The organism is Pseudomonas sp. YuFO8 (assembly GCF_035065025.1).
Taxonomy (GTDB): domain Bacteria; phylum Pseudomonadota; class Gammaproteobacteria; order Pseudomonadales; family Pseudomonadaceae; genus Aquipseudomonas; species Aquipseudomonas putida_AE.
This window is the reverse complement of record NZ_JAXDEQ010000003.1, coordinates 228421-254059: the sequence shown is the minus strand read 5'-3', so window position 1 is coordinate 254059 and position 25639 is coordinate 228421. Positions and strand designations below refer to the sequence as shown.

The following is a 25639-nucleotide window of genomic DNA, read 5'->3' as shown; positions in this document are numbered from 1 at the left end:
AACCCCGAACGGGGTTCAAGGCTGGACGATCAGCGGCGACGGAACAGCGGCAGCGGTTCGTCGGTGGCGGCCTGATAGGTCACCGAGAAGTCCTTGAGACCTTCCAGGGCTTCGTACGGGTCTTTATCGGGGCGAATCGCGAACGCATCGAAACCGCAGCGGTGCAGGTAGAACAACTGGTCGCGCAGCACGTCGCCAATCGCCCGCAGCTCGCCTTTGAAACCGTAACGGTCACGCAGCAGCCGGGCGTTGGAGTAGTTGCGGCCATCGGTGAAGGCCGGGAAGTTCAGGGCGATGACCTGGAAACTCGCCACGTCTTCACCGATTTCTTCCGCTTCTTCATCGGCGTCCAGCCAGATGCCCAGGCCGCCGTCGCGGGCCAGGAGCATGCGGCTGTGTTCACGCCACAACTGCAGCGGGACGATGTAGTCGTCGCAGTTGGTGATTTCGTCGATGCTGAAATCCTTGGGCAGCAGGTGCCAGGTTTCGTCGACGACTTCGTTGTTCTTAATGATTCGCTGCATAGACGCGTTCCTTGAAGAGGTCGATGCCAATACGCTGGTAGGTGTCGATGAAACGCTCGTCTTCGGTACGTTGTTCGATGTACACGTCGATCAGCTTCTCGATCACGTCAGGCATGGCTTCCTGGGCGAAGGACGGGCCGAGGATCTTGCCCAGGCTGGCGTCACGGCTGGCGCTGCCGCCGAGGGACACCTGGTAGAACTCTTCGCCTTTCTTGTCCACCCCGAGGATGCCGATGTGGCCGACGTGGTGGTGACCACAGGCGTTCATGCAACCGGAGATGTTCAGGTCCAGTTCACCGATGTCGAACAGGTAGTCCAGGTCGTCGAAACGGCGCTGGATCGATTCGGCGATCGGGATCGACTTGGCGTTGGCCAGGGAGCAGAAATCGCCACCCGGGCAGCAGATGATGTCGGTCAGCAGGCCGATGTTCGGCGTGGCGAAACCTTGCTCGCGCAACTCGCCCCACAGGGTGAACAGCTTTTCCTGCTCGACGTCGGCCAGGATGATGTTCTGCTCGTGGGAAGTGCGCAGTTGACCGTAGCTGTAGCGCTCGGCCAGGTCGGCCACGGCGTCGAGCTGCTTGTCGGTGATGTCGCCCGGGGCGACGCCGGTCGGCTTCAGGGACAGGGTCACGGCAACATAACCTGGCTTCTTGTGGGCCAGGGTATTGCGTGCGCGCCAGCGGGCAAAGCCCGGGTGCTGTTGGTCGAGTTCGGCCAGGGCGGCGGCCTGGTCGTCCAGCGCCTTGTAGTCCGGGTCGACGAAGTGTTTGGCGACGCGATGGACTTCGGCTTCGGTCAGCGTGGTCTGGCCACCGCGCAGGTGCTCCATTTCCGCGTCGACTTTCTGGGCGAAGACTTCAGGGGTCAGCGCCTTGACGAGGATCTTGATCCGCGCCTTGTACTTGTTGTCGCGACGGCCATAGCGGTTGTAGACCCGCAGGATGGCGTCGAGGTAGCTCAACAGGTCCTGCCACGGCAGGAATTCGTTGATGAACGCACCGACGACCGGCGTACGGCCCAGGCCACCGCCGACCAGCACGCGGAAACCCAGTTCGCCAGCGGCGTTGTGCACCGGCTCAAGGCCGATGTCATGGACTTCGATGGCGGCACGGTCGGAGGTCGAACCGTTGACGGCGATCTTGAACTTGCGCGGCAGGTAGGCGAATTCCGGGTGGAAGGTGGTCCACTGGCGGACGATCTCGCACCATGGGCGCGGATCGATCAATTCGTCGGCAGCGACACCGGCGAACTGGTCGGTGGTGACGTTGCGCAGGCAGTTGCCGCTGGTCTGGATCGCGTGCATCTGCACAGTCGCCAGTTCAGCCAGGATGTCCGGGATGTCTTCCACGGCCGGCCAGTTGAACTGCACGTTCTGCCGGGTGCTGATGTGCGCGTAGCCCTTGTCGTAGTCGCGGGCAATCCTGGCCATCATTCGCATTTGCCGCGAAGTCAGCTGGCCGTAAGGCACGGCGACTCGCAACATCGGCGCGAAACGCTGGATATAAAGGCCATTTTGCAGGCGCAGGGGGCGGAATTCTTCTTCGCTCAGCTCGCCTGCCAGATAGCGTCGGGTCTGATCACGGAACTGCTTGACGCGGTCCTCGATGATCCGCTGATCGTATTCGTCGTATACGTACATATAAGTCCTGTTCTCAGGCTTGGGTCGCTCGGATACCGCTGCGTTTTTGTGCTTGCCGGAGTCCGATAAAACCTCTGCAATTCTGCGCGCACGGCCGCGCACTCCCTACGGAGCCGGGGCAAGATACCAGTTTGCGGTTATGCGCAAAAGTGATGTTTGAGTATATGTAAAGAACCAAAAGGACTAATGAGAATCGTTGTTGCAAAGACCCTGTTTGTGGTGCGGGCAATCGTCGTCTTTAATGTGATCGAGTCTTTATGCAATCACCGATAAAACCGACAAGAGGCGATGCAATGAGCAACCCAACCAAAGCAACGAAAAGCGATAGTTCGGTCGATGCCTGGGCGATCCTGTTCCTGATCATCCTGGTCGTTGGCACTGCGGTATTCTGGGTCAGTCACCAATAAACCAACCCGTCCGGGTCCCATTCCGACGATTGTCGGACAAAAACCCGAATAAACGCCGTTTTCCGGGGTTTCGCTGGCTATAATGCGCGGCGAATTTCCGGGGCTCGGACGATCAATGCTGAAGTTCTTCTACTCCTTCCTGCTGCTGTTCGGCGCGGTTCACAGCACTGCTGCCCGAGCGGAATCGGTGTTGTTCCTGAACCCCGGAACGACCGAAGAAGCCTTCTGGGTCAGCTATTCGCAGTTCATGCAGGCGGCAGCCACGGACCTGGGCATCGACCTGCGGATTCTCTACTCCCAACGCATGCCGGAACTTACCCTGGCGCAAGCGCGTGTGGCGCTGCAAGGCCCCGGGCGTCCGGACTACCTGGTGTTCGTCAACGAACAATACGTCGCCCCGCAGATCATTCGCCTGGCCGAGGGCAGCGGGGTGAAGCTGTTCATGGTCAACGCGTCCTTGACGGCCAACCAGATGAGCCTGCTGGGCGAGCGCCCTGAGCGCCTGGGCAGCCTGGTGCCCAATGACGAGGAGGGCGGCTACCTGATGCTCAAGGAGCTGATTCGCCAGCATCCCCCCGTGGCGCCCGGGGAGGTCATCGAGCTACTGGCGTTTTCCGGCCTGAAAATCACCCCTTCGGCGCAGCTGCGCGAACAGGGCATGCTGCGGGCCCTGGCCGAGCACCCGCACGTGCGCTTGCGCCAGCTGGTTTACAGCGGCTGGACCCGGGAGCGGGCGTATGAACAGGCCGGGCTGCTGTTCCGGCGTTACCCGAAGGTCTCGCTGGTGTGGTCAGCCAATGACGAAATGGCGTTTGGCGCCATGCAGGCGTATTCGGAGACGGGCGGGGTTCCGGGCAAGGATGCCTTGTTCAGTGCGGTCAACAGCTCGCCGACGGCGTTACAGGCGTTGCTCGACGGACGCCTCAGCGTGCTGGTGGGCGGGCACTTCACCCTGGGTGGCTGGGCGTTGGTGGAGTTGCATGACCTGGATCAGGGTGTGGATCTCGACCATTACGGCGGCCGGGACCGGCGGATCCCGTTGCTGCAAATGATCGACAAGGCACAGGCCCGGCGATTGCTGGCCATGGGCGAATCACCGGCCTACGGTGTGAACTTCCGTCGACTGTCAGCCAAAGGCCGGCCGACGTCGTATCGCTATCCGTTCAGCCTGCAAACCCTGATGCGTTAAATGCCGGCCAGATGCAACACCAGTTGCACGATGCCATACAGCGTCAAGGCGAACACCGCCGTGAACACAATCCCCAGGATCACGAAATGGCTGGGCTTGCCGTGGGTAAAGTCCCGCGCCCGGTTTTTCCCGCTCTGCACCCCGAACGCCGCCGCCATGACGCTGTGCAGCATCTGCCAGAAGGTCGGCGGCTTGTTGTCGGCTGGATCGTCCATAAACCCCTCTTCACCAAGGTGTGAGAGCTAAGCATAGCCAAACCCCATAACTATGTACCGCCACGCCGGCGGATGGCCGTGATGTCCTGACCCGCTCTCAATCGAGCAACAGGAATCACATCATGCCGGACCTTTCCACACCCGCTGAATCCGGGTTTCATGTCCCGTTTATCAAGAGCCGTGTTCCCGACTGGACGCGTCACCTGGCCACCCCCCATCTGCAGGCCATGACACTGGCGCGCAATCCTGCCCAGCGTTTCATCGAGGCTTACCCCGAACTGTATGCCAAGGCGTCACCGGCGTTGCGCCAGGCTTTGCTCGACAGCCAGGCACGGAGCAATGTTTCCACTCAGGCGCTGGCCACGACGCTCAAGGATTTGCAGGGCATTACCGAATTTGCCAAGCCATTGCTGACCGATGCGCTACAGAAAACATTCGGCCAGGCGCCGGATGTGACCGACACGGCGCTGTTTCATCTGCGCTCGCCCAATCGGGCCGAAGAGCAGTCATTGTTGCAGGCGGCGCTGCGCAACTTCGAAGAGGACGAGCGCTTTGACGAAGTGGCCTTGCAGGAGACCAGCGCGCTGGCGCCTGCAGGGGCACTGGAAAGTCACCGCTACGATCAAAGCGAGCACTACCCGTTTGCGAAGGTGCGCTACAGCATCCGTGACAAGTTGTCGATCGAGCCCGCGGCATTCGCCAGCCTGTGCCGGGAGCTGGACGTGGGCAAGCAGTATCAGGACCACCTGAGTGCCGTGTTCGAGGCGCCCGACAAGGCGGCGACTGTCCGCCAGCAGACGATTGCGGCGAACAAGGACAGGATGCGCGTGCAGGCGCATGTCGCGTTGCTACAGTCGAATATTGACCCTGCGGACCATGCCACGGTGTTGGCGCTACTCGACGGAGCCTCGCCCGTGCGGCTCGATGGGGCCTTGGTCGCCTACAGTCGGCTGCACGTTTTTGGCTCGGAACTGAACGACGTACTGATCATTGGCGCTGCGTCGCGCCGAACCAGGGCGGCCCTGCAGAATCCCTGGCTCGGTCTTCTGCCGTTTTCATCCTTGCTGCCCACCCAAATAGATGATACCCGGATCATCGTCTACATCCCGGGCGATCCCGTCAGTCCTCTCAAGGCGTATGGCTCGGGCCGCGAGTTTGCCCGGGACCTTGCGATCAAGCTGCGTACGTACAGTTACCAGCGGTTCTTCACCAGCTTTGTCGCACAGGATGAATCGAGCCGTTTCTTTCGCCGGCTCAAGGCCCAGCTCAAGGTCCAGAAGTGGGACCCGGCCCCGGTTTATCCGGGCCCGCCCTATAACCGGGACGCGTTCCGCGAGGGCATGTATGTAGAAGTGTGGAACGAGGAGGTCGACCTGGGCATGGATGAAACCTTCATTGATGGCGAGGTGTTTGGCGCCTGTTATGAGTTTCATCTGGCCCGGGTGAAGTCCAACGCCAGGTTGCTGGCAATACCCACCGCCGAGGTTGACCACGAGGCCTGGATTGCCCGGCTCGAACACTATGCCGAATGTGGGCTGAGCGTCTTGAACGTGGCAGCCTTTTTCGTGCCAGGGTTGGGCGAGGTCATGCTGGCCGTCACCGCCGTGCAATTGACCTACGAGGTTTACCAGGGGATGCAAGCGTGGAAAGAGGCAGACGCCGAGGAGGCCTGGGGCCACCTCAGTTCGGTCTTGCAGAACGTGGCGTTCATGGCCGTGTTGGGTGCGGTGGCACACAAGGCACCACCGATCACGACCTCACGGTTTGTCAATGGCATGACCCGGATCGCCACGCCTTTTGGCGAGCCGCGTTTGTGGAGTCCGGATCTGGCCCCCTACAAGAGCAGTGTTTCCCTGGATGGAATCGAGCCGAACGCTTTGGGGCAGTATAAGATCGGGGGCAGGACCTACATTCGACAAGAGGGCAATGTCTACGAAAAGACCTTCGACCCGGCGTTGCAACAATGGCGGATCAAACACCCCAGCGACCCCCGGGCCTATCAACCTGTCTTGCGGCACAACCAGCACGGCGCCTGGCGCCACACGCTGGAACGGCCACTGGAATGGGATCGCTCGGCACTGTTGCGGCGGATGGGGCCGCAGATGGACGGTTTTTCCGATGCGCAGTTGCAGCAGATTGCCGAGGTCAGCGGCGTCAGTGATGACGCGTTGCGCCAGATGCACATCGATCACCAGCCACCGCCGCCGCTGTTGGCCGAGACCATCAGGTGGTTCAGAGGCGATCGGCAGGGGAGTGCTCACGAGGCTGATATCGAGCGACTGCAACGCAGTTTCCCGACGCTGTCGCCGGAGGGCGCGCGACAGGTGCTGGACAATGCCAGTGCTGCCGAGCTGGCCCAATTGCGCGACACCGCGAAAATACCCTTGCGCCAGGCCAGCGAGATTTGCGCCCATCTACAGCAAGCCAGCCTGAATCGGGCGCTCTGCGGTTTGCATCTGCAAGACATGGCGTCATTGGCCAGCGACCGTCTTGCGCTGCACTGTCTGGAGCAGTTGCCCGGCTGGGCGGCTGATCTACGCGTGGAAATGCGTACCGGTTCGCTCAAGGGCCCACTGCTGGACAGCGTCGGCAGCGACAGTGCGACGATTCGCTATTACCTGGTCAAGGGCGACGGTTACTTTCGCGCCTATGACGCGCAGGGCAGGGCTCTCAACAATTTGCCCGTCCATGGCCGCAATCTCTTCGAATCGCTACTGGAGTACTTGCCCGAAGCGGCACGGGCGAAACTGGATGGCAATCAAGTCCAGGCTTTGCAAAACAAACTGGCGAATTATGCCGGTGCTCATCGCCACGAGATGTCGCTGATCCTCAAGCAGCGCCCGTTGAATGGCGCCGGGCCGTCGCTACGATTGCCCGATGGCCGCCTCGGATACCTGGCCAGTGGCCGTGGGGTCGGTTTCCCGGATGGCGCGTTGGTCTCCAGGGTGCGAGACCTCTACCCGAACCTTTCCGATGCGCAAGCCAGTCAGTTCGTCAGAGGCCGTCTGAGTGCGGGAGACACCGATCGGCAAGTGTTCAATCTGTTGAACAACCGTCAACGGGAATTCGAGGCATTGGACCGCGCGTTGAACAACTGGGTCGACGCTGGCGAGCAGGCCCCTGCGGGTGGGCCGTCGCGCCGGGTCATCGCCGATCGGTTGATCCAGTGCTGGCGCAACGGTCTTGATCGAGGATTGGAGCCCGCTTTCGAGCTGAATTTAAGTGGGGCTGACACGTTGCCCGATTGGGATGCCGACTTCACTCATGTGCGCAGTGTACGACTGACCAGTGATCAGCTCATCGGTGATTCGGGCGTTGCGCTGCTGCGGCGGTTTGCGAAGCTCAAAAAACTGGAGATTTCCGTGCGAGGGCAGGATATGGCTGCCTTGGCCGAGAAATTGCCGGGATTGACGGCTATTACCGAGCTGGCGCTTGAAAGCCCGTTGCCGACCTTTGCGCCGCCATTGGTGCGGGCGCTGGAAGGGATGACTCAGCTTGAGCAGTTGGCGCTCACGGGCAATATGGGCGCCATGGACTTCAGCACGCTGACCAATCTGCGGTCCCTGAGGTTGGCGGGGGATCTGACCGAATGGCCGAACGGGGTGTTCGGCTTGAGCAGGCTGGAAACCCTCGATTTACGACGGATGCCGATCAGGTCGCTGCCTGACGAGCTGTTCAGTGGCAATGAGTCGCTATGGCGACGCATGCAGCTCAATTGGGCTGCGCTGGAACCGCAGGCCTTCAAGAAAGCCTATGGTTATGTGCACGACAACCCGGCCCATTTACTCAACGAGCCGCAAATGGTTGCCAGGTACTGCAGGGGGCGATTGTCAGAACTGGCACCCAATGATGACACCTTTGCATCGGACGCAATGGCGCAATTCAGTAAAGACGGGCTGTCCGGACGAGCATTACTGGATCAGGTCGAGGCACTGCATCAGCAGCAGCTGGCATTGAGTCAGTCGTTGGACGCCTGGAAGGACAGGGTTGTTCGGGTTGACGGCAGGCAGATGGAGTTACACCACCGCGCGCTGATCGCTGAAAAGATCCGCGAATGCTTTCTCAAGGGGCTGCGTGCCCGGTATGCACCCGCCCAGCCTGTGGCAGGCCCGTCGTGGGGGCAAGGTGACGCGCTGTTTGAAGGGTTGGACCTGACGGGATTTGGACCGTTGGGCGATTTACCCGAGCTTGGCGATACGGTCTTTGCTCATGTGCGCAGCCTGAAGCTCAGTAACAGCGCGCTATCGACCGAGCACGTCAGTGATTTTCTGAGTGGATTTCCCCAGCTGCGCGCACTCGACCTCAGCGCCAACCGGCTGACCGGGCTGCCCCAGGCACTTGACGGGCTCGGGCAACTGCGCGAGTTGAACCTCTCATACAATCAGCTGACGATCACGGCGTCGGCGCAAGCGCGGTTGAACCGTATGACCGCCTTGGAAACCCTGAACCTGGCCTACAACCGGGTCGGCGCCTTGCAGGTCGGTTCGATGACGGGCCTGCAAAGCCTGGACCTGAGCCATAGCAATATCCGCAACTGGCCCGAGGGTGTGCTGGCGTTGCCCAACCTGCGCCGTCTGGCCCTGAATCACAGCGGCATCACGGACATCCCCGCGGCGGCCCTGGCCGGGCATGACCAGCTGTTGGCGGCGACTTCGCTGCAAGGTTGCCGGCTGAGCCCGCAAGCGTTGACGTCGGTACGGACATACGCTGACCGCACGGCGTCGCGCAACCCGCTGGGTATCGAACGATTGCACCTGTCTGCCGGACGAACCGGAGGCGATCCGGAGTTCTATCCGGTTGAAGTATCGGAGCGCCCGGACCTGATACTGCCGTTGCACCTGGAGCCGGGCGAAGGTGACGTGCCCCGGACAGCGGCCGCCAGGCTGCAACGTCTTGATCCTCAACTCGGCGCTGCTCAAGCCGTTGAACGGATTGATGCCTGGCTCACCCGGGGCATGAGCGCTCTGGAAATTGAAGCCCGGCTGGTCCAGTGGCAGCAACAGCGGACGCAATTGATCAAGCAGTTGAATGACTGGATCGATGTCCCGGCCTTTCGCGGCCATCAGGGCTGGGTGGGCGCGTTGGACCGCCGCCGGGCGGCTAACCAGCTCCTGGAGTGCTGGCGGGCGACCTTGCGCGAGGCGCCTGCGGCCGAGGGCGCAGCGACTGATGCCGTGCTGGACTTTGCCGGCCTGGTCATCGGTGATTTGCCGGCCTTGCCGGTTTCGTTCGAGCATGTCGGTGCATTGGACCTGAGCGGTGTCGGGCTCACGGAAAACTCGGATGGGTTCCTGCGTGCGTTTCCCAAGTTGCGCAGCTTGACGCTCAATCACAACCGCCTGGGCGCGTTGCCCGACGCAGTGGGGCAATGTGAACACCTCATCCGCTTGAGCGCCAGCTATAACGATCTTGGCGCCAGTGATGAGTGGCAGCGTCAAGTGCGCTCCCTGAGGCATTTGCAATCGCTGGACCTGAGCGTGAACAGGCTGGTCAGTCTCGATGTCACCGGTCTTGAGCAGCTGCAAGCGCTGGATGTGAGCGGTAACCTTCTTTGGGATTGGCCGCAAGGTGTGCTGCAAGCGCCAGCGCTGGCAACCCTCGACCTGAGTGGCAACCGAATACAGATCATTCCTCCCGATGCGTTTCTGCCAGGGCACGCAGCCTTGATGGCTGGCACCAACTTGTCCGATAACATTTACCTGGAACAGGTGGAACTCATACGATTGCAGGAGTACCTGCAGGAAACTGGCCGAGGCCTGGGCTTTACCTCGCAACAGATTGAACGCCATCTGGAGGGCTTCGGGCCTGAATCTTCCGAGGGTTCCGAGGCCTCCGACGAGGAGGATCATCCCGACCATGAATCGCCGCAGGCACAGAAAGCCCGATGGTTTTCCGGCGTGGCGGCCGACTCGGAAAAACACCAGGTGTGGAGCGACTTGATGGAGCAGGACACTACCCACGACTTTTCATACATCCTCTCGCAACTTCAGCACACCCAGGACTTCGTCGCCGATCGCCTGGATCTGACGCAGCGCGTCTGGCGTGTCCTGGAAGCCGCCCATGGCGATGAAGCGCTGGGCAGGCGCTTGATGGACCTGTCGAGGGCATTGAGGAATCGCGTGACCTGTGGCGATGGCCGGATCCTGTTGTTCAACGAGCTGGAAGTCGAGGTCCATGAGTTCAATGCCTTGAAGTCCATTGCCCCGGAACACAAGGGCCGCGAGCTGCTGAAACTGTCCAGGGAGTTGTTCCGCCTGGCGCAGGTCGAAGAGATCGCCAGTACGCGTATCCAGCTCAGACCCAATATCGATCCTGCCGAGATTCGCCTGGCCTATCGAGTTGGCCTGGCCCGGCGTCTTGGATTGCCCAACCAGCCCAAAGGCATGTTGTATGAGAACCTGGCGCAGATGACGACAGGGGATCTGGACCAGGCGTACGCATCGATCCTTGCCAGGGAACGGACCCCGGTGTTCATCGAGCAACTGACGGCGCGCAAATACTGGCGCGATTACCTGGAGGAGAAATACCCGGGGGAATTTACCCGGGTGCAGCAGGGCTTCCAGGCCAAGGCCAGTGAGCTGGAGGATAAATACCCGCAGCTCAATTCGGCCTACCTGCAGGAGATGGAGGCGCTGGATACGGCCAATAAAGCCGAGCGCCTGCAACTGCTGACCACACTCAGCGAACGTGAGGTAGCCGAGTTGGGCGCTCAGGCCTGATTGTCAGCGCAAAAAACTCTGGAGTCGGCACAGGTCCGCCTCCAGAGCCCAAGGCTGCAAATCAATCAGTTGTCATAGCCAAGGTTCGGCGCCAGCCAGCGCTCGGTCACGCTCAACTCCTGGCCTTTGCGCGAGGTGTAGCTCTGCACCTGATCCTTGTCGATCTTGCCCACGGCGAAATACTGCGCTTGCGGGTGAGCGAAGTACCAGCCACTGACGGCAGCCGCGGGGAACATCGCGTAGTGCTCGGTGAGGAACACGCCGCTGCGGCCGGCTTTCATTTCGCTCGCCTCTGGGTCGAGCAACGCGAACAGCGTGCTTTTCTCGGTGTGATCCGGGCAGGCCGGATAGCCCGGAGCAGGGCGGATGCCGCTGTATTGCTCCTTGATCAACGCCTCGTTGTCGAGCGTCTCGTCCTTGGCGTAGCCCCAGTGTTCCTTACGCACCTGCTGGTGCAGCCACTCGGCGCAGGCCTCGGCGAGGCGGTCGGCCAGGGCCTTGACCATGATCGAGTTGTAGTCGTCGCCAGCGTCCTGGTAGGCCTTGGCCACTTCTTCGGCGCCGATCCCGGCGGTGGTGATGAAGCCACCCACGTAGTCGGTGACTTCGCTGTCCTTGGGCGCGACGAAGTCGGCGAGGGAGAAGTTCGGCTTGCCGTCGGTCTTGATGATCTGCTGGCGCAGGTGATGCAGCTTGGCCAATGGCTTGCCGTCATCGCCGTAGACTTCGATGTCATCGTCGCGCACCTGGTTGGCCGGCCAGAAGCCGAACACTGCGCGGGCGCTGATGAGTTTTTCGTCGATCAGCTTGGCGAGCATTTCCTGGGCGTCGGCGTACAGCGCGGTGGCGGCTTCACCGACCACTTCGTCTTCCAGGATGCGCGGGAATTTCCCGGCCAGGTCCCAGGAGATGAAGAACGGCGTCCAGTCGATGTATTCGGCCAGCACTTTCAGGTCGATATTATCGAGCACTTTGGCGCCGGTGAACGTCGGCTTGACCGGCTCGTAGGTGCTCCAGTCGAACTGCGGTTTTTTCGCAATGGCGGCGGCGTAGCTCAGGCGTTCGGTGCGGGCGCTGCGGTTGGCGGTGCGCTCGCGGACTTCGATGTATTCCTCGCGGGTTCTCTCGACGAAACCGGCCTTGAGTTCCTTGGACAGCAACTGGGTCGCCACGCCGACAGCACGGGAGGCGTCGGTGACATACACCACCGCGTCGTTGCTGTACTTGGGCTCGATCTTCACCGCCGTGTGCGCCTTGGAGGTGGTGGCGCCACCGATCATCAACGGCAGGTGGAAGTCCTGGCGCTGCATCTCGCGAGCCACGTGGACCATCTCATCCAGCGAAGGGGTGATCAGACCGGACAGACCGATGATGTCGCACTTCTGTTCCTTGGCCACCTGAAGGATCTTCTCCGCCGGCACCATCACGCCGAGGTCGACGATGTCGTAGCCGTTGCAACCGAGCACTACACCGACGATGTTCTTGCCGATGTCATGCACATCGCCTTTTACGGTCGCCATGAGGATCTTGCCCTTGGCTTCCGGCTTGTCGCCTTTTTCCGCCTCGATGAACGGGATCAGGTGGGCCACGGCCTGTTTCATAACACGGGCGGATTTCACCACTTGCGGCAGGAACATCTTGCCGGCGCCGAACAGGTCGCCAACGATGTTCATGCCGGACATCAGCGGGCCTTCGATCACCTCGATCGGGCGGGCGAACGACTGGCGCGACTCTTCGGTGTCTTCGACGATGTGCGTGGTGATGCCTTTGACCAGGGCATGTTCCAGGCGCTTGTTGACGTCCCAGTTGCGCCACTCTTCGGTCTCGGCTTCCTTGACGCTGCCGTCGCCCTTGTATTTGTCGGCGATGGCGAGGAGGGCATCGGTGCCTTCCGGGGTGCGGTTGAGGATCACGTCTTCGACGGCGTCGCGCAGTTCCACCGGGATCTGGTCGTAGATCTCCAGTTGCCCGGCGTTGACGATACCCATGGTCAGGCCGGCGCGGATCGCGTACAGCAGGAACACCGAGTGGATCGCCTCGCGCACCGGGTTGTTGCCGCGGAACGAGAACGACACGTTGGACACGCCGCCCGACGTCAGGGCATAGGGCAGCTCGTCGCGGATGTAGGCACAGGCGTTGATGAAGTCCACGGCGTAGTTGTTGTGTTCTTCGATGCCGGTGGCCACGGCGAAGATGTTCGGGTCGAAGATGATGTCTTCCGGTGGGAAGCCGACGTCGTTGACCAGAATGTCGTAGGAGCGTTTGCAGATCTCTTTCTTGCGTGCTTCGGTGTCGGCCTGGCCGGCTTCGTCGAAAGCCATCACCACCACGGCGGCGCCGTAACGCTTGCACAGCTTGGCGTGATGGATGAACTGCTCGACGCCTTCCTTCATGCTGATCGAGTTGACGATGCCCTTGCCCTGGATGCACTTGAGGCCGGCTTCGATCACTTCCCACTTGGAGGAGTCGATCATGATCGGTACGCGGGAGATGTCCGGTTCGCCGGCAATCAGATTGAGGAAGGTCACCATGGCCTTCTTCGAATCGAGCATCCCCTCGTCCATGTTGATGTCGATGATCTGGGCGCCGGCCTCGACCTGCTGCAGGGCGACTTCCAGGGCTTCGGTGTAGTTGTCTTCACGGATCAGCCGGGCGAACTTGGCGGAGCCGGTGATGTTGGTGCGCTCGCCGACGTTGACGAACAGCGAGTTGCGATCGATGGTGAACGGCTCCAGGCCCGACAGGCGGCAAGCCTTGGGGATTTCCGGAATCTGCCGCGGCGCATAGCCGGCCACGGCCTTGGCGATGGCTTCGATGTGGCCCGGCGTGGTGCCGCAGCAGCCGCCGACGATGTTGAGGAAGCCACTTTGGGCGAACTCTTCGATGACCTTGGCGGTTTGCGCCGGCAGTTCGTCGTACTCGCCGAACTCGTTGGGCAGGCCGGCGTTCGGGTGCGCGGAAACGTGGGTGTTGGCCTTGTTCGACAGCTCTTCCAGGTACGGGCGCAACTCGCTGGCACCCAGTGCGCAGTTCAGGCCGACCGAAATCGGCTTGGCGTGGGCCACGGAGTTCCAGAAGGCTTCCGTGGTCTGGCCGGACAGGGTACGGCCGGAGGCATCGGTGATGGTGCCGGAAATCATGATCGGCAGCTCGATGCCCAGTTCTTCGAACACGCCCTGTACGGCGAAGATCGCGGCCTTGGCGTTGAGGGTGTCGAAGATGGTTTCGATCAGGATCAGGTCGGCGCCGCCTTCGATCAGGCCCTTGGTGGCTTCGGTGTAGTTTTCCACCAGTTCATCGAAGGTCACGTTGCGATAGCCGGGGTTGTTCACGTCCGGCGACAGCGAGCAGGTGCGGCTGGTAGGACCGAGCACGCCGGCGACGAAACGCGGCTTGTCCGGGTTCTCGAGGGTTTTCGCATCGGCGATCTTGCGCGCCAGGCGAGCGCCTTCTACGTTCAATTCGTAGGCCAGTTCTTCCATGCCGTAATCGGCCATGGAAATCCGGGTGGCATTGAAGGTGTTGGTTTCCAGAATGTCGGCACCGGCATCCAGGTAGGCTTTCTCGATGCCACCAATCACGTCCGGGCGGGTGAGCACCAACAGGTCGTTGTTGCCTTTGACATCGCTCGGCCAGTCGGCGAAGCGTTTGCCACGATAATCCTGCTCTTCGAGCTTGTAGCTCTGGATCATCGTGCCCATGCCGCCATCGAGAATCAGGATGCGCTCTTTGAGGGCGTGCTTGAGGGCTTGGAGGCGAACGCTGCGATCGGACATTGGGACTACTCGGAAAGACCATGACGAAGGGCCGGGATGATAGCAAACCTGTGCGCTTTTAGAGCATGTCCGGGTTTTCCATGAATATCGCTCATGTTGGTGTGGCGGCCAGCCCGGTAGAATCGCGGCGTTTTCTAAAGGATCGGGACCAGGGACATGTCGTATCGCGTCGTCATCAGCAGTGTATTGCTGCTATTAAGCTGGGGCGCGGTTGCGCAGGACCCGGCGCTATCCGCCGGCATTTCCTACAGTCGCGACATCCAGCCGATCTTCACTGAAAAGTGCGTGGCCTGCCACGCCTGTAACGACGCCGCCTGTCAGCTCAACCTGGGCAGCGGGGAGGGAGCGGCCCGTGGCGCGACGAAAGTCCCGGTGTATGACGGCGATCGCAGCCACGCGGTCGCGCCGAGCCGGCTGTTCTTTGACGCATTCGGCAAGCGCGCCTGGCAACACAAAGGCTTCTATTCGGTGCTCGACGCCCAGGGCAGCCAGGCCGCATTGATGGCGCGCATGCTGGAACTGGGGCACAGCAATGCGTTGCAACCCAATGCCAAATTGCCTGCGGATATCGTCCTGGGTCTCAATCGCGAGAACATGTGCGCCTTGCCGGGCGAGTTCGACGGATATGCCAGCGCTCACCCCAAGGAGGGCATGCCCCTGGCGGTCACCGGCCTGACTGACCAGCAGTACCAGACGCTGCAACGTTGGCTGGCTTCCGGTGCGCCGATCGATGAACAGGCCCTGGTGCCGAGCGTGAAAGAAGCGTTGCAGGTGGTGCAGTGGGAAAACCTGCTCAATGCACCGGGCGCACGGCAGAGCCTGGTAGGGCGTTGGTTGTTCGAGCACTGGTTTCTCGCGCACATTTATTTCAAGGATGGCGAGCCGGGGCATTTCTTCCAGTGGGTGCGTTCGCGCACGCCCACCGGCCAGCCCATCGACCTGATCAATACCCGTCGGCCGAACGACGACCCCGGCACCCAGGTGTATTACCGCCTGTGGCCGGTGCAGGGCGTGATCGTGCACAAGACGCACATCACCTATCCGCTGAGTGCGGCGAAGCTGGCACGGGTCAAAAGCCTCTTCTATAACGGCAACTGGCAGGTCAATGCCTTGCCGGGTTACGGCCCGGAACGCCGGGCCAACCCCTTTTCCACCTTCGAAGCGATCCCGGCCCAGGCGCGTTATCAGTTCATGCTCGATAACGCCGAGTATTTCGTGCGCACCTTCATTCGCGGCCCGGTCTGCCGGGGGCAGATCGCCACTGACGTGATCCGCGACAACTTCTGGGCGCTGTTCCAGGCGCCGGAACACGACCTCTACATCACCGACCCGAACTATCGCGGCCAGGCCACGCCGTTGCTGGCGATGCCAGGGCAGAACGACGACGTTGGCAGCGTCCTCACCCTGTGGCACGACTACCGCGACAAACGCAACGAATACGAAGCCCTGCGCCGCGACAGCTACGCCGATCTGCCGCCGCCAAGCTGGTCGAGCCTGTGGGCCGGCAACGATAACGCACTGCTGACTATCTTCCGCCACTTCGACAGCGCTGCGGTGACCAAGGGCCTGATCGGCGACGTGCCACAGACGATGTGGCTGTTCGATTTCCCGCTGCTGGAGCGCACCTATTATCAGTTGGCGGTGAATTTCGACGTGTTCGGCAATGTGTCCCACCAAGCCCAGACGCGCCTGTATTTCGACCTGATCCGCAATGGCGCCGAGCAGAATTTCCTGCGCCTGATGCCGGCTGACTCGCGGGAGGGGTACCTCGACGACTGGTACCAGAACAGCGGGAGATTCAAGATGTGGCTGGACTATGAGTCCATCGACGACGACACGCCGACCGCGCTGAAGCTCAATGAACAAGACCCCAAGCGCGACTTTGCGATGCAGTTGCTGGCACGCTACGGCGAGCTGGATGCCAGGCCTGATCCGATCAACCGCTGCGACGGCGCCTATTGCTCGCGGCCGAACATCGATCCAGCGCTGCAGGCCGCCGAGCAGTCGTTGAGTCGCCTGGCCTCACGGCCGGCGGCCGGGCTCAGGGTCATCGATCTACTGCCGGAAGCGACCATGCTGCGGGTCGAAACCGCGAGCGGTCAGCGTGTGGTCTACAGCCTGCTGCGCAACCGCGCGCACAGTAATGTGGCGTTCCTGATCGGTGAGTCGCTACGGTACCAGCCGGGGCTCGACACGCTGACCATTTTCCCCGGGGTTCTGAGCAGTTACCCGAACTTCATGTTCAATATCCCCGCCGATCAAGTGCCACAATTTGTCGATGAGATGGAGAATGCCAAGGATGCCAATCGTTTGGAGAAAATCGTCGAGCGCTGGGGGATCCGTCGCAGCCACCCGCAGTTCTGGCAGTATTTCCATGATTTGAGTCGTTATATCCACGAAACCGAACCGGTGGAAGAGGGCGTGCTGGACATGAATCGCTACGAGAACCTCTAGAACCCCGAACCCACAGGGGTAAGCTCCGCATCTTTTCCCGACAAAAATACTAGGACTTTGTCCGCGGCGATGATTGGCGTAAACTGCGTCCAAGCCTGCGAGGAGTTTCCATGACCGCTATTACCATCACCGACGCCGCCCACGATTACCTGGCTGATCTGCTCTCCAAGCAGAACACCCCGGGCATTGGCATTCGCGTCTTCATCACCCAGCCTGGCACCCAGTACGCCGAAACCTGCATTGCCTACTGCAAGCCGGGCGAAGAAAAACCCGAAGACACCGCGCTGGGGCTGAAAAGCTTCACCGCCTACATCGACCATTTCAGCGAAGCTTTCCTGGACGATGCAGTAGTCGACTACGCCACCGACCGCATGGGTGGCCAGCTGACCATCAAGGCGCCGAACGCCAAAGTGCCGATGGTCAACGCCGACAGCCCGGTCAACGAGCGCATCAACTACTACCTGCAAACCGAGATCAACCCTGGGTTGGCCAGCCACGGCGGCCAGGTCAGCCTGATCGACGTGGTCGAAGACGGCATCGCCGTGCTGCAATTCGGTGGCGGTTGCCAGGGCTGCGGCCAGGCCGACGTGACCTTGAAGGAAGGCATCGAGCGCACCTTGCTCGAGCGTATTCCCGAGCTCAAGGGTGTGCGTGACGTGACCGACCACACGCAGAAAGAAAACGCCTACTACTAAGGTGTTCGCTGCGGCATAAAAAACGGCGCCCCGTGAGCGCCGTTTTTTTATGGGTGAAATCCACTGGCCCTATCGCGGTCAACACCAGATCTGTAGGAGCTGGCTTGCCAGCGAAGAGGCCCTATGGCCGATACAAATGCGCATGTCCAGCACGATACAGCGACGACTCACTGAAATGCTCACTGCCCAACACCCGACCCACGAGAATCAACGCCGTACGCCGAAACCCCTTGGCTTCAACCTTCCCGTTAATATCTTCAAGCGTCCCCACCACCCAATCCTGATCCGGCCAGGTCGCCCGGTGAATCACCGCAATCGGGCAGTCGGCGCCGTAAAACGGTAGCAACTCCTCGACGATTTTTGCCAGGTGATTGACCCCCAGATGAATCGCCATGGTCGCCCCGTGCTGCGCCAAGCTGGCCAGTTCTTCTCCGGCGGGCATCACGGTCTTGTCGGCATAGCGTGTCAGGATCACGCTCTGTGACACGTCCGGCAAGGTCAGTTCTGCGCCCAGAAGCGCCGCGCAGGCTGCCGTTGCGGTGACACCGGGAATGATTTCGAAAGGAATATCCCGTTCACGCAAATGGCGAATCTGCTCGCCGATGGCACCATACAGGCTCGGATCACCGGAATGCACGCGAGCCACGTCCTGACCCTTGGCATGGGCCGCGCTGATCAGTTCGATGATCTGCTCCAGGTGCAATTCGGCGCTGTTGACCACCTGTTCGGCGCGGTGTCCTTCCAACACTGCGGCGGGCACCAGCGAGCCGGCGTAGATGATCACCGGGCAACTGCGGATCAGCCGCTGGCCCTTGACGGTGATCAGTTCGGGGTCGCCGGGACCTGCGCCAATAAAGTAGACGGTCATCGTCGGTTCCTGTGAAAAAAGGGGGTGGGCAAGGCTTCAGATGAAGATTGCTCATGATCGAATGCGTGGATTATCGGGGATTTTACGCGGCGCCGGCCAATGCCAGGGTGGCCTGGGCATATTTTTGTCGCGGGATCAGCAATTTGGCCGGGGCGTTGGCCAGTTGTTCGGCCAGGGCCAGGGCGGCGCTTTCTGCCACGCCATAGCACCCGGTCCGTTCAAAGGCGATGTCCGAATGGTGACTGAGTCGGGGTTGATAGCCCGCCAGTTGTTCACTGCTGAAATACATCATCTGCAGCCCAAGCTGCTCGGCCAGTTCGCTCAGGGCCGGTTCGCCGCGCTTCTGGTCGATGCTGGCCAGGGCCTTGATCTGATGCAGTTCGATCTGGTGCGCCTGCAATGCCTGGTCGAGCAATGCCCGCAGCGTGCTGACGGGGCAGCCACGCTGGCAGCCCAGGCCGACCACCAGGGTCGGCGCTGTGCCAAGTTCAGTCATGCTTGGTATTGACCGTCGCTTTTACGGCGGAACAACCACGCACTGATCAGGCCCAGGGCCAGCCAGAACGCCACGTTGGTCAGCTGCGAAGCGATCTTGAACTGTGCTTCCAGAGCTTCTGGGGCGAGCATCGAATGCACTTCCGGTTGCGGTGCGCCAATCACGTGCGGAACGGCGAGGATGGCTACGCCGAGGATTTTCATCAGCCAGTGACGACTGAATACGATCAGCGCGATGCCGACAGCCGTGGAGGCGGCCGTACCGATCCACCAGATCTGCCGTTGCGCCAGATCCGCAGCCGCGGTGCCCGGCAACTCGGGCGGCAGGCCGAGCGTCGGCGCCAACACGAAGGTAACGTAACCGGCCAGGCCCCAGAGCAGGCCTTGGGAGGTCTTGGTCGGCGCGCGCAGGGTATAGAGGCCGGCGAGCATCAGGGCGAAACCGACTGCCACCACCAGGTTACCGCCCGTGGTCGACAGCACGCGCTGCCAGCCGTCTTCCGGCTCCCAGGCTTCGGCGTCGTGGCTGTGGGCAGCGACGCCCGCGGCGTGTTCGTGGACTTCAACGGCGGCAGGTTCCGATTTCTCGTAGGTTTCGGCCTGCAGAATCAGCGGCGAAACCCAGAAACTCTGCAGCAAGGTCAGCAGCAGGGCAGCCAGCAGCCCGCTGAAACCTGCGGTTTGCGCAATACGCTTGATCATGTCGGCAGGTCTCAATGGCACGGGAACGCAGCGCTGTGGCGGGTATCGTGAGCGGCGTTGTGCACCGCTTCGATGTGCGAGAAACCGGCGAAATACACAAGGCACGCGCCAAGAATCGACGCGCAAGCGGCGGCGGTAAGGCGTTGGGACAGGGTAGTGGTGTTGCTGGTGGTGGTGCTGTGGCCGGTGCTGCTGATGATCGACATGGCGCTTCCCTCTGTTCTGTCAGCGGGGAATAAGAGCGCAGGCAGGCCCTCGCACGACCGAGCGCGCAGAAGTCCGAACAGCGCCCGCCCACCGCGGGTTTGTTGAGTCAGTGATCGTGTTGGTCACTTTGTGTTGCGGGCCGGTCTCCGGGCTCACGAGGGGCGCAGGCGTTAGCCTTGACCTGCAAGCGTCACCTTCCCATGCCACATTGGCACAGTGGATCTGACGCTTCGCTCGCTTACCGTTGCGGGGGCAGCACCGGACTGACATGGGCTTGAGTAAAGCACATGATTCACCGGTTTCCCGTTTCACCCTGTGAAGGGCACCCGTAACAAGGTGCGTAGGAGAGCATGGGCGAGGGGCGGGCGTCAATTGGCAAGGGTTCTCAACTCGGGACCGAGTCGCTTCATTCGCGAGCAAGCCCGCTCCCACAGGTGATCGCATTCCCATGTGGGAGCGGGCTTGCTCGCGAAGGGCGAGCCGCCAATCTCATGTGAACATTGACCCGCCCCAATACCATGCGTAGCCTTGCGCATTCGAGGTTCTTCGGCGTTTGTCGAAGCTAAGAAGGGAACGCGGTCAATGCCGCGGCTGCCCCCGCAACTGTGAACGGTGATGTTCGCTGCCACGCCACTGCACGCTCAAGTCCGAGCCCGCGGGAAGGCGCAGCGAATGCCAGGCTTGAAGGCCAGCACACCGTCAGCCAGGAGACCTGCCTCGATACAGATTCTCACTACAACCGGGCGGGGTGATCCGGTGGCGAACGCTTCTGGCGCGCTTGTGCGTGGCCGGTCCTCGTCCCGTATGCCCGCCACCTTGCCAAAGGGCATCCGATGAAAACACTGGCCAAACTCCCCGTCACCATCGTCACCGGCTTCCTCGGCTCGGGCAAGACCACCTTGCTGCGGCACATGCTCGACAACGCCCAGGGCCGCCGCATCGCGGTGATCGTCAACGAGTTTGGCGAACTGGGCATCGACGGCGAAATCCTCAAGCAGTGCTCCATCGGTTGCACTGAAGAAGAAGCCAATGGCCGGGTCTATGAACTGGCCAACGGCTGCCTGTGCTGCACCGTGCAGGAAGAATTTTTCCCGGTGATGCGCGAACTGGTGGCCCGTCGCGGCGATCTCGACCACATCCTGATCGAAACCTCGGGCCTGGCCCTGCCAAAACCGCTGGTGCAAGCCTTCCAGTGGCCGGAAATTCGCAGTGCCTGCACCGTCGATGCGGTGATCACCGTGGTCGACAGCCCGGCCGTGGCGGCGGGCACCTTCGCCGCCTTCCCGGATCAGGTCGACGCCCAGCGCAAACTCGACCCGAACCTGGACCACGAATCGCCGCTCCATGAGCTGTTCGCCGACCAACTGTCCAGCGCTGACCTGGTGATCCTCAACAAGGCCGACCTGATCAGCCCGGAAGACCTGGCTCGCGTGCGCCTGGAAGTCGCCGAGGAATTGCCGCCGGCGGTGAAAGTCATCGAAGCCAGCAGCGGTCGCCTGCCGCTGGACGTGCTGATCGGCCTTGGCGCCGGTTCCGAAGAGCACATCGACAGCCGTCACAGCCACCATGATCATCACCACGATGGCGATGATCATGACGACCACGATCACGACGCCTTCGATTCCATCTCCATCGAACTGCCGCAAGCCGACGAAAGCCTGCTGATGGATGCGTTGACCCAACTGGTGGTCGAGCACAGCATCCTGCGCGTCAAGGGTTTCGCGGCGATCCCGAACAAGCCTATGCGCCTGCTGATCCAGGGCGTGGGAACCCGTTTCGACAAGCATTTCGACCGCCAGTGGGGCGCTGCAGAAGCACGCACCACGCGCCTGGTGTTGATCGGCCAGGCACTGGACGCCGCCTTGCTCGAAGCGCAATTGCGCGCCGCGCTCAGCGTGTAACCCATGCACCTGCTCAGGACCCAGCCCGGCGGATTCGTGTCGGATGACAACATTGCCGACCTTGGACAAACTCCCGCCGAGCTGGTGATCCTGTGCAGCGGCGACTCCAGCCTGGCGCTGCTCGCCGAAGCGGCGCAGCAGTTGCCCGACGACTACCCGAGCGTGCGCCTGGCCAATCCGATGCAGGTGCAGAATCATGCGTCGGTCGACCTGTATGTCGACCAAGTGTTGCGCCACGCCAAAGTCATTCTGATTTCGCTGCACGGCGGCATTGCCTATTGGCGTTATGGCGTCGAGCGGCTGGTGGAGCTGTCGCAGCGCGGCGTGCAGCTGATTCTGGTACCAGGGGATGACCGCCCGGACCCGGAGCTCAGCGACCTCAGCACCGTAGGTCCTGAGGAACGTGACCGGCTTTGGCAATTTCTGCGCCAGGGCGGCATGGGCAATGCCCTCGACTTTTTCCGCTGCCTGGCCAATCGCTGGCTGGATCGCGACTACGCCTGGGCCGAACCGCAAACCCTGCCGCGAACGGCGATTTACCACCCGCGAAAAAGCCCCGCGCAACCGAGCGACTGGCAAGCCGACTGGCAGGCCGGTCAACCGGTGGCGGCGGTGCTGTTCTACCGCTCGCATTTGCAGGCGGCGAACACCGCGTTCATCGATGTTTTCTGCCAGCGCCTGCAGGCGGCGGGGTTGAACCCGTTGCCGATTGCGCTGGCCAGTTTGAAAGAGCCCGGCTGCCTTTGCGTGGTCGAGGACTGGCTGGATGAAACTTCAGCCTCAGTGATCTTGAACACTACCGGTTTCGCCCAATCGAGCCCTGAAGCACCGCACTTGCGACCGTTTCGCCGCAATATCCCGGTGATCCAGGCCATTTGTGCCCAGGACAACGAGCCGGGCTGGCGCGCCAGCGAACAGGGCCTCGGCCCGCGAGACCTGGCGATGCACATTGCGTTGCCCGAACTGGACGGGCGCATCATCAGCCGGCCGATCAGCTTCAAGGACCTGGCCTGGCGCAGCGAGCGCAGTCAGTCCGACGTGGTCTGCTACCGCGCGCAGCCGGAACGCATGGACTTTGTCGCGCAACTGGCGCGGCGCTGGATCGAGCTGGCGCGGGTGCCCAACGGGCAAAAACGCATTGCGCTGATCCTGGCCAATTACCCGACCCGCGATGGTCGTATCGGCAATGGCGTTGGCCTCGATACCCCGGCCGCAGCGCTGAACATCTTGCGTGCGCTTCACAAGGAAGGGTATCCGCTACCGGCGCAGTTGCCAGGCAGCGGCACCGCGTTGATCCAGCAATTGCTCGGCGGTGTCAGCAACGACCTCGATACCCTCGACCAGCGTCCGTGCCAGCAAAGCCTGGCGATGGACGACTATTGGCGCATGTTCAATGCCTTGCCCGAAGCCAACCGCCAGGCCGTGCTGGACCGCTGGGGTGCGCCGGACAGCGATCCGATGTGCCGTGGCGGGCGAATGATGATCGCCGGGTTGCGTTTTGGCCTGACCTTCGTCGGCATCCAGCCCGCGCGGGGTTATCAGGTCGACCCGAGTGCGGTGTACCACGACCCGGACCTTGTGCCGCCCCACGGCTACCTGGCGTTCTATTTCTGGTTGCGCAACACCTACGGCGCCCACGGCGTGATCCACGTCGGCAAGCACGGCAACCTGGAATGGCTGCCGGGCAAGGGCGTCGGGCTGTCGGAGCACTGCTGGCCGGATGCACTGCTCGGGTCGCTGCCGAACATCTATCCGTTCATCGTCAACGATCCGGGCGAGGGCGCCCAGGCCAAGCGCCGCACGCAAGCGGTGATCATCGATCACTTGATGCCACCGCTGACCCGCGCCGAAACCTACGGGCCGCTACGCAACCTCGAACTGCTGGCCGACGAGTATTACGAGGCGCAATTGCTCGACCCGCGCCGTGCCCGGGAATTGCAGCGCGATATCCTGCAACTGGTGCGCGACACGCACATCGATCGCGAATTGCAGCTGGACGAAAAACTCGACAGCGATGCCGATGCGGCGATCTGGCTGCCACGCCTGGACACCTACCTGTGCGACTTGAAAGAGTCGCAGATCCGCGATGGTTTGCACGTGTTTGGCGAATCCCCGGTGGGACGGCTGCGCATCGATACCTTGCTCGCGCTGTTGCGTATTCCCCGGGGCGATGGTCGTGGTGCACAGTCGAGTCTGCTGCGGGCGTTGGCCAAGGCGTTCGAATTGGGCTTCGATCCGCTGGATTGTGCGCTGGCCGACCCATGGAGCGGACCTCGCCCCAACGCATTGTTATCGCTAAGCGAGGAACCCTGGCGCACCACCGGCGATACCCGCGAACGTCTCGAGCTATTTGCCACACAGCTGATCTCCTGTGGGAGCCAGCCTGCTGGCGATGGAGTGTCAGTCGACATCAATGTGGCTGGCACTCCATCGCCAGCAGGCTGGCTCCCACAGGAGGCGAGTTGGTCTGACGTGAACGCCATCCTCGACCATCTGCGCGAAGTCGTCGCCCCCCGACTGGACGCCTGCGGTCCCGCAGAGATGCGCGGCCTGCTCGACGCCCTCAGTGGCCGTTTCGTCCCCGCCGGCCCAAGCGGCGCACCCAGTCGCGGTCGCCTCGACGTGCTGCCGACCGGGCGGAACTTCTATTCGGTGGACGTGCGCAACCTGCCAACCACCACCGCGTGGCGCATCGGTTTCCAGTCGGCCAACCTGATTCTTGAACGCCATCTGCAAGACCATGGCGATCATTTGCGTCAACTCGGCCTGTCGGTCTGGGGCACCGCGACCATGCGCACCGGCGGCGACGACATCGCCCAGGCCATGGCGTTGATGGGCGTGCGCCCGGTCTGGGCCACCGGCAGTCAGCGGGTAGACGACTTTGAAATCCTGCCGTTGAGCTTGCTTGATCGACCGCGGGTGGACGTTACCCTGCGTGTATCGGGTTTCTTCCGCGATGCCTTTGCCAACTTGATCCGGCTGTTCGATGCCGCCGTGCAAGCGGTGGCCGAGCTGGACGAGCCAGACGACCTCAATCCCCTGGCCGCCAAGGTGCGCGCCGAACGTCAGGCGCTGCTGCAATCGGGGATGGATGAAGACGCTGCCCGGCGACAGGCCGGATGGCGCATTTTCGGCGCCAAACCCGGCGCCTATGGCGCGGGTGTCCAGGGCGCCATCGACGGTCGACTGTGGCAAAGCCGCGAGGACCTGGCCGAGGTCTACCTGAACTGGGGCGGCTACGCCTACGGCGGTTCCGACGAAGGCACCGCAGCCCGTGAGCAGTTCTCCCAGCGCCTGGGCCAGATGCAAGCCGTGCTGCAAAACCAGGACAACCGCGAGCACGACCTGCTCGACTCCAATGACTACTACCAGTTCCAGGGCGGCATGCTGGCCGCCGTGGAAAGCCTGCGTGGCGAGGCAGCGGCCAGTTATCACGGCGATCACAGCCAGCCGGACTTGCCGAAGATCCGCACACTGAAGGAAGAGCTGAACCGGGTCATCCGCTCCCGGGCGGCCAATCCGAAGTGGATCGACGGGGTCAAGCGCCATGGCTACAAAGGCGCCTTCGAAATGGCGGCGACGGTGGACAACCTGTTCGCCTTCGACGCCACCACGCAGTTGATCGACGATCACCAGTACGCGCTGCTGGCGGATGCCTATTTGCTCGATCCGGGTACGCGGGATTTCGTGCGTGAGCATAACCCTCATGCCCTGCGCGACATGACCGAACGCATGCTCGAAGCGCAACAGCGAGGGATGTGGAAAGAGCCGGGGGATTACCGCGAGGCACTGGAGAATCTGTTGCTGGATATAGAAGAAGACAGCTGATAAACACCACCGACCAT

At 61.8% G+C, this 25639-nt stretch carries 14 protein-coding genes and 2 riboswitches; of the genes, 6 read left to right on the top strand and 8 right to left on the bottom strand.

What is annotated here, in order from left to right; genetic code table 11:
- Positions 1–29: 29 nt before the first annotated feature.
- Together SOP95_RS04625 and SOP95_RS04620 are read right to left on the bottom strand one after the other, a co-directional pair.
- Complete coding sequence (locus tag SOP95_RS04625) at positions 30–524, bottom strand: DUF934 domain-containing protein (RefSeq protein ID WP_274075931.1); 495 nt, start codon at positions 522–524, stop codon at positions 30–32.
- Positions 508–2166 carry a nitrite/sulfite reductase gene (locus tag SOP95_RS04620; RefSeq protein WP_274075932.1) on the bottom strand — a complete coding sequence of 553 codons (1659 nt, stop codon included), beginning with the start codon at positions 2164–2166 and terminating at the stop codon, positions 508–510. Before SOP95_RS04620 ends, SOP95_RS04625 begins: the two co-directional genes overlap by 17 nt.
- Before the next feature lie 522 nt (positions 2167–2688).
- Between SOP95_RS04620 and SOP95_RS04615 the strand changes: the two genes are divergently transcribed.
- The gene (locus SOP95_RS04615; protein ID WP_323606378.1) at positions 2689–3762 is read left to right on the top strand and encodes an ABC transporter substrate-binding protein; all 1074 of its coding nucleotides are present in this window, start codon (positions 2689–2691) and stop codon (positions 3760–3762) included.
- Here the strand turns inward: SOP95_RS04615 and SOP95_RS04610 are convergent.
- Entirely contained in the window at positions 3759–3977 is a 219-nt protein-coding gene (locus tag SOP95_RS04610; protein ID WP_323606377.1) for a DUF2970 domain-containing protein, read from the bottom strand. The two genes, SOP95_RS04615 and SOP95_RS04610, sit on opposite strands and share 4 nt — an antisense overlap.
- A gap of 122 nt (positions 3978–4099) precedes the next feature.
- Here SOP95_RS04610 and SOP95_RS04605 point away from each other — a divergent pair, with 122 nt between their 5' ends.
- A complete protein-coding gene (locus tag SOP95_RS04605; RefSeq protein WP_323606376.1) occupies positions 4100–10696 on the top strand; it encodes an NEL-type E3 ubiquitin ligase domain-containing protein in 6597 nt (2198 codons plus the stop codon).
- Between the two features lie 65 nt (positions 10697–10761).
- Here SOP95_RS04605 and metH read toward each other — a convergent pair whose 3' ends face one another.
- Positions 10762–14472, bottom strand: a complete 3711-nt coding sequence (gene metH / locus SOP95_RS04600; RefSeq protein WP_274075936.1) for a methionine synthase — start codon at positions 14470–14472, stop codon at positions 10762–10764.
- Positions 14473–14628: 156 nt separating this feature from the next.
- Between metH and SOP95_RS04595 the strand changes: the two genes are divergently transcribed.
- On the top strand, positions 14629–16926 hold the full coding sequence (locus tag SOP95_RS04595) for a fatty acid cis/trans isomerase (RefSeq protein ID WP_323606375.1): 2298 nt from the start codon (positions 14629–14631) through the stop codon (positions 16924–16926).
- 110 nt (positions 16927–17036) lie between these two features.
- Positions 17037–17621: a Fe-S biogenesis protein NfuA gene (gene nfuA / locus SOP95_RS04590; RefSeq protein WP_007912592.1), complete on the top strand. Its 585-nt coding sequence runs from the start codon at positions 17037–17039 to the stop codon at positions 17619–17621.
- Between the two features lie 121 nt (positions 17622–17742).
- Here nfuA and cobM read toward each other — a convergent pair whose 3' ends face one another.
- From cobM to SOP95_RS04570, 4 genes are all read right to left on the bottom strand, one after another.
- Positions 17743–18489, bottom strand: a complete 747-nt coding sequence (gene cobM, locus SOP95_RS04585; RefSeq protein ID WP_274075938.1) for a precorrin-4 C(11)-methyltransferase — start codon at positions 18487–18489, stop codon at positions 17743–17745.
- 82 nt (positions 18490–18571) lie between these two features.
- Entirely contained in the window at positions 18572–18985 is a 414-nt protein-coding gene (locus SOP95_RS04580) for a cobalamin biosynthesis protein (protein ID WP_323606367.1), read from the bottom strand.
- Positions 18982–19686 carry a CbtA family protein gene (locus tag SOP95_RS04575; protein ID WP_323606365.1) on the bottom strand — a complete coding sequence of 235 codons (705 nt, stop codon included), beginning with the start codon at positions 19684–19686 and terminating at the stop codon, positions 18982–18984. The genes SOP95_RS04580 and SOP95_RS04575 overlap by 4 nt, the downstream gene beginning before the upstream one ends.
- 11 nt (positions 19687–19697) lie before the next feature.
- Positions 19698–19892 (bottom strand): CbtB domain-containing protein, encoded by a 195-nt coding sequence (locus SOP95_RS04570; RefSeq protein WP_323606364.1) that lies wholly within the window; start codon positions 19890–19892, stop codon positions 19698–19700.
- A gap of 121 nt (positions 19893–20013) precedes the next feature.
- A riboswitch (cobalamin riboswitch) is annotated at positions 20014–20238 on the bottom strand.
- A 177-nt stretch (positions 20239–20415) separates the two neighbouring features.
- A riboswitch (cobalamin riboswitch) is annotated at positions 20416–20627 on the top strand.
- A 99-nt stretch (positions 20628–20726) separates the two neighbouring features.
- Here SOP95_RS04570 and cobW point away from each other — a divergent pair.
- Both cobW and cobN read left to right on the top strand, forming a co-directional pair.
- Entirely contained in the window at positions 20727–21794 is a 1068-nt protein-coding gene (gene cobW, locus SOP95_RS04565; RefSeq protein WP_323606363.1) for a cobalamin biosynthesis protein CobW, read from the top strand.
- A 3-nt stretch (positions 21795–21797) separates the two neighbouring features.
- A complete protein-coding gene (gene cobN, locus SOP95_RS04560; protein ID WP_323606362.1) occupies positions 21798–25622 on the top strand; it encodes a cobaltochelatase subunit CobN in 3825 nt (1274 codons plus the stop codon).
- Positions 25623–25639 lie beyond the last annotated feature (17 nt).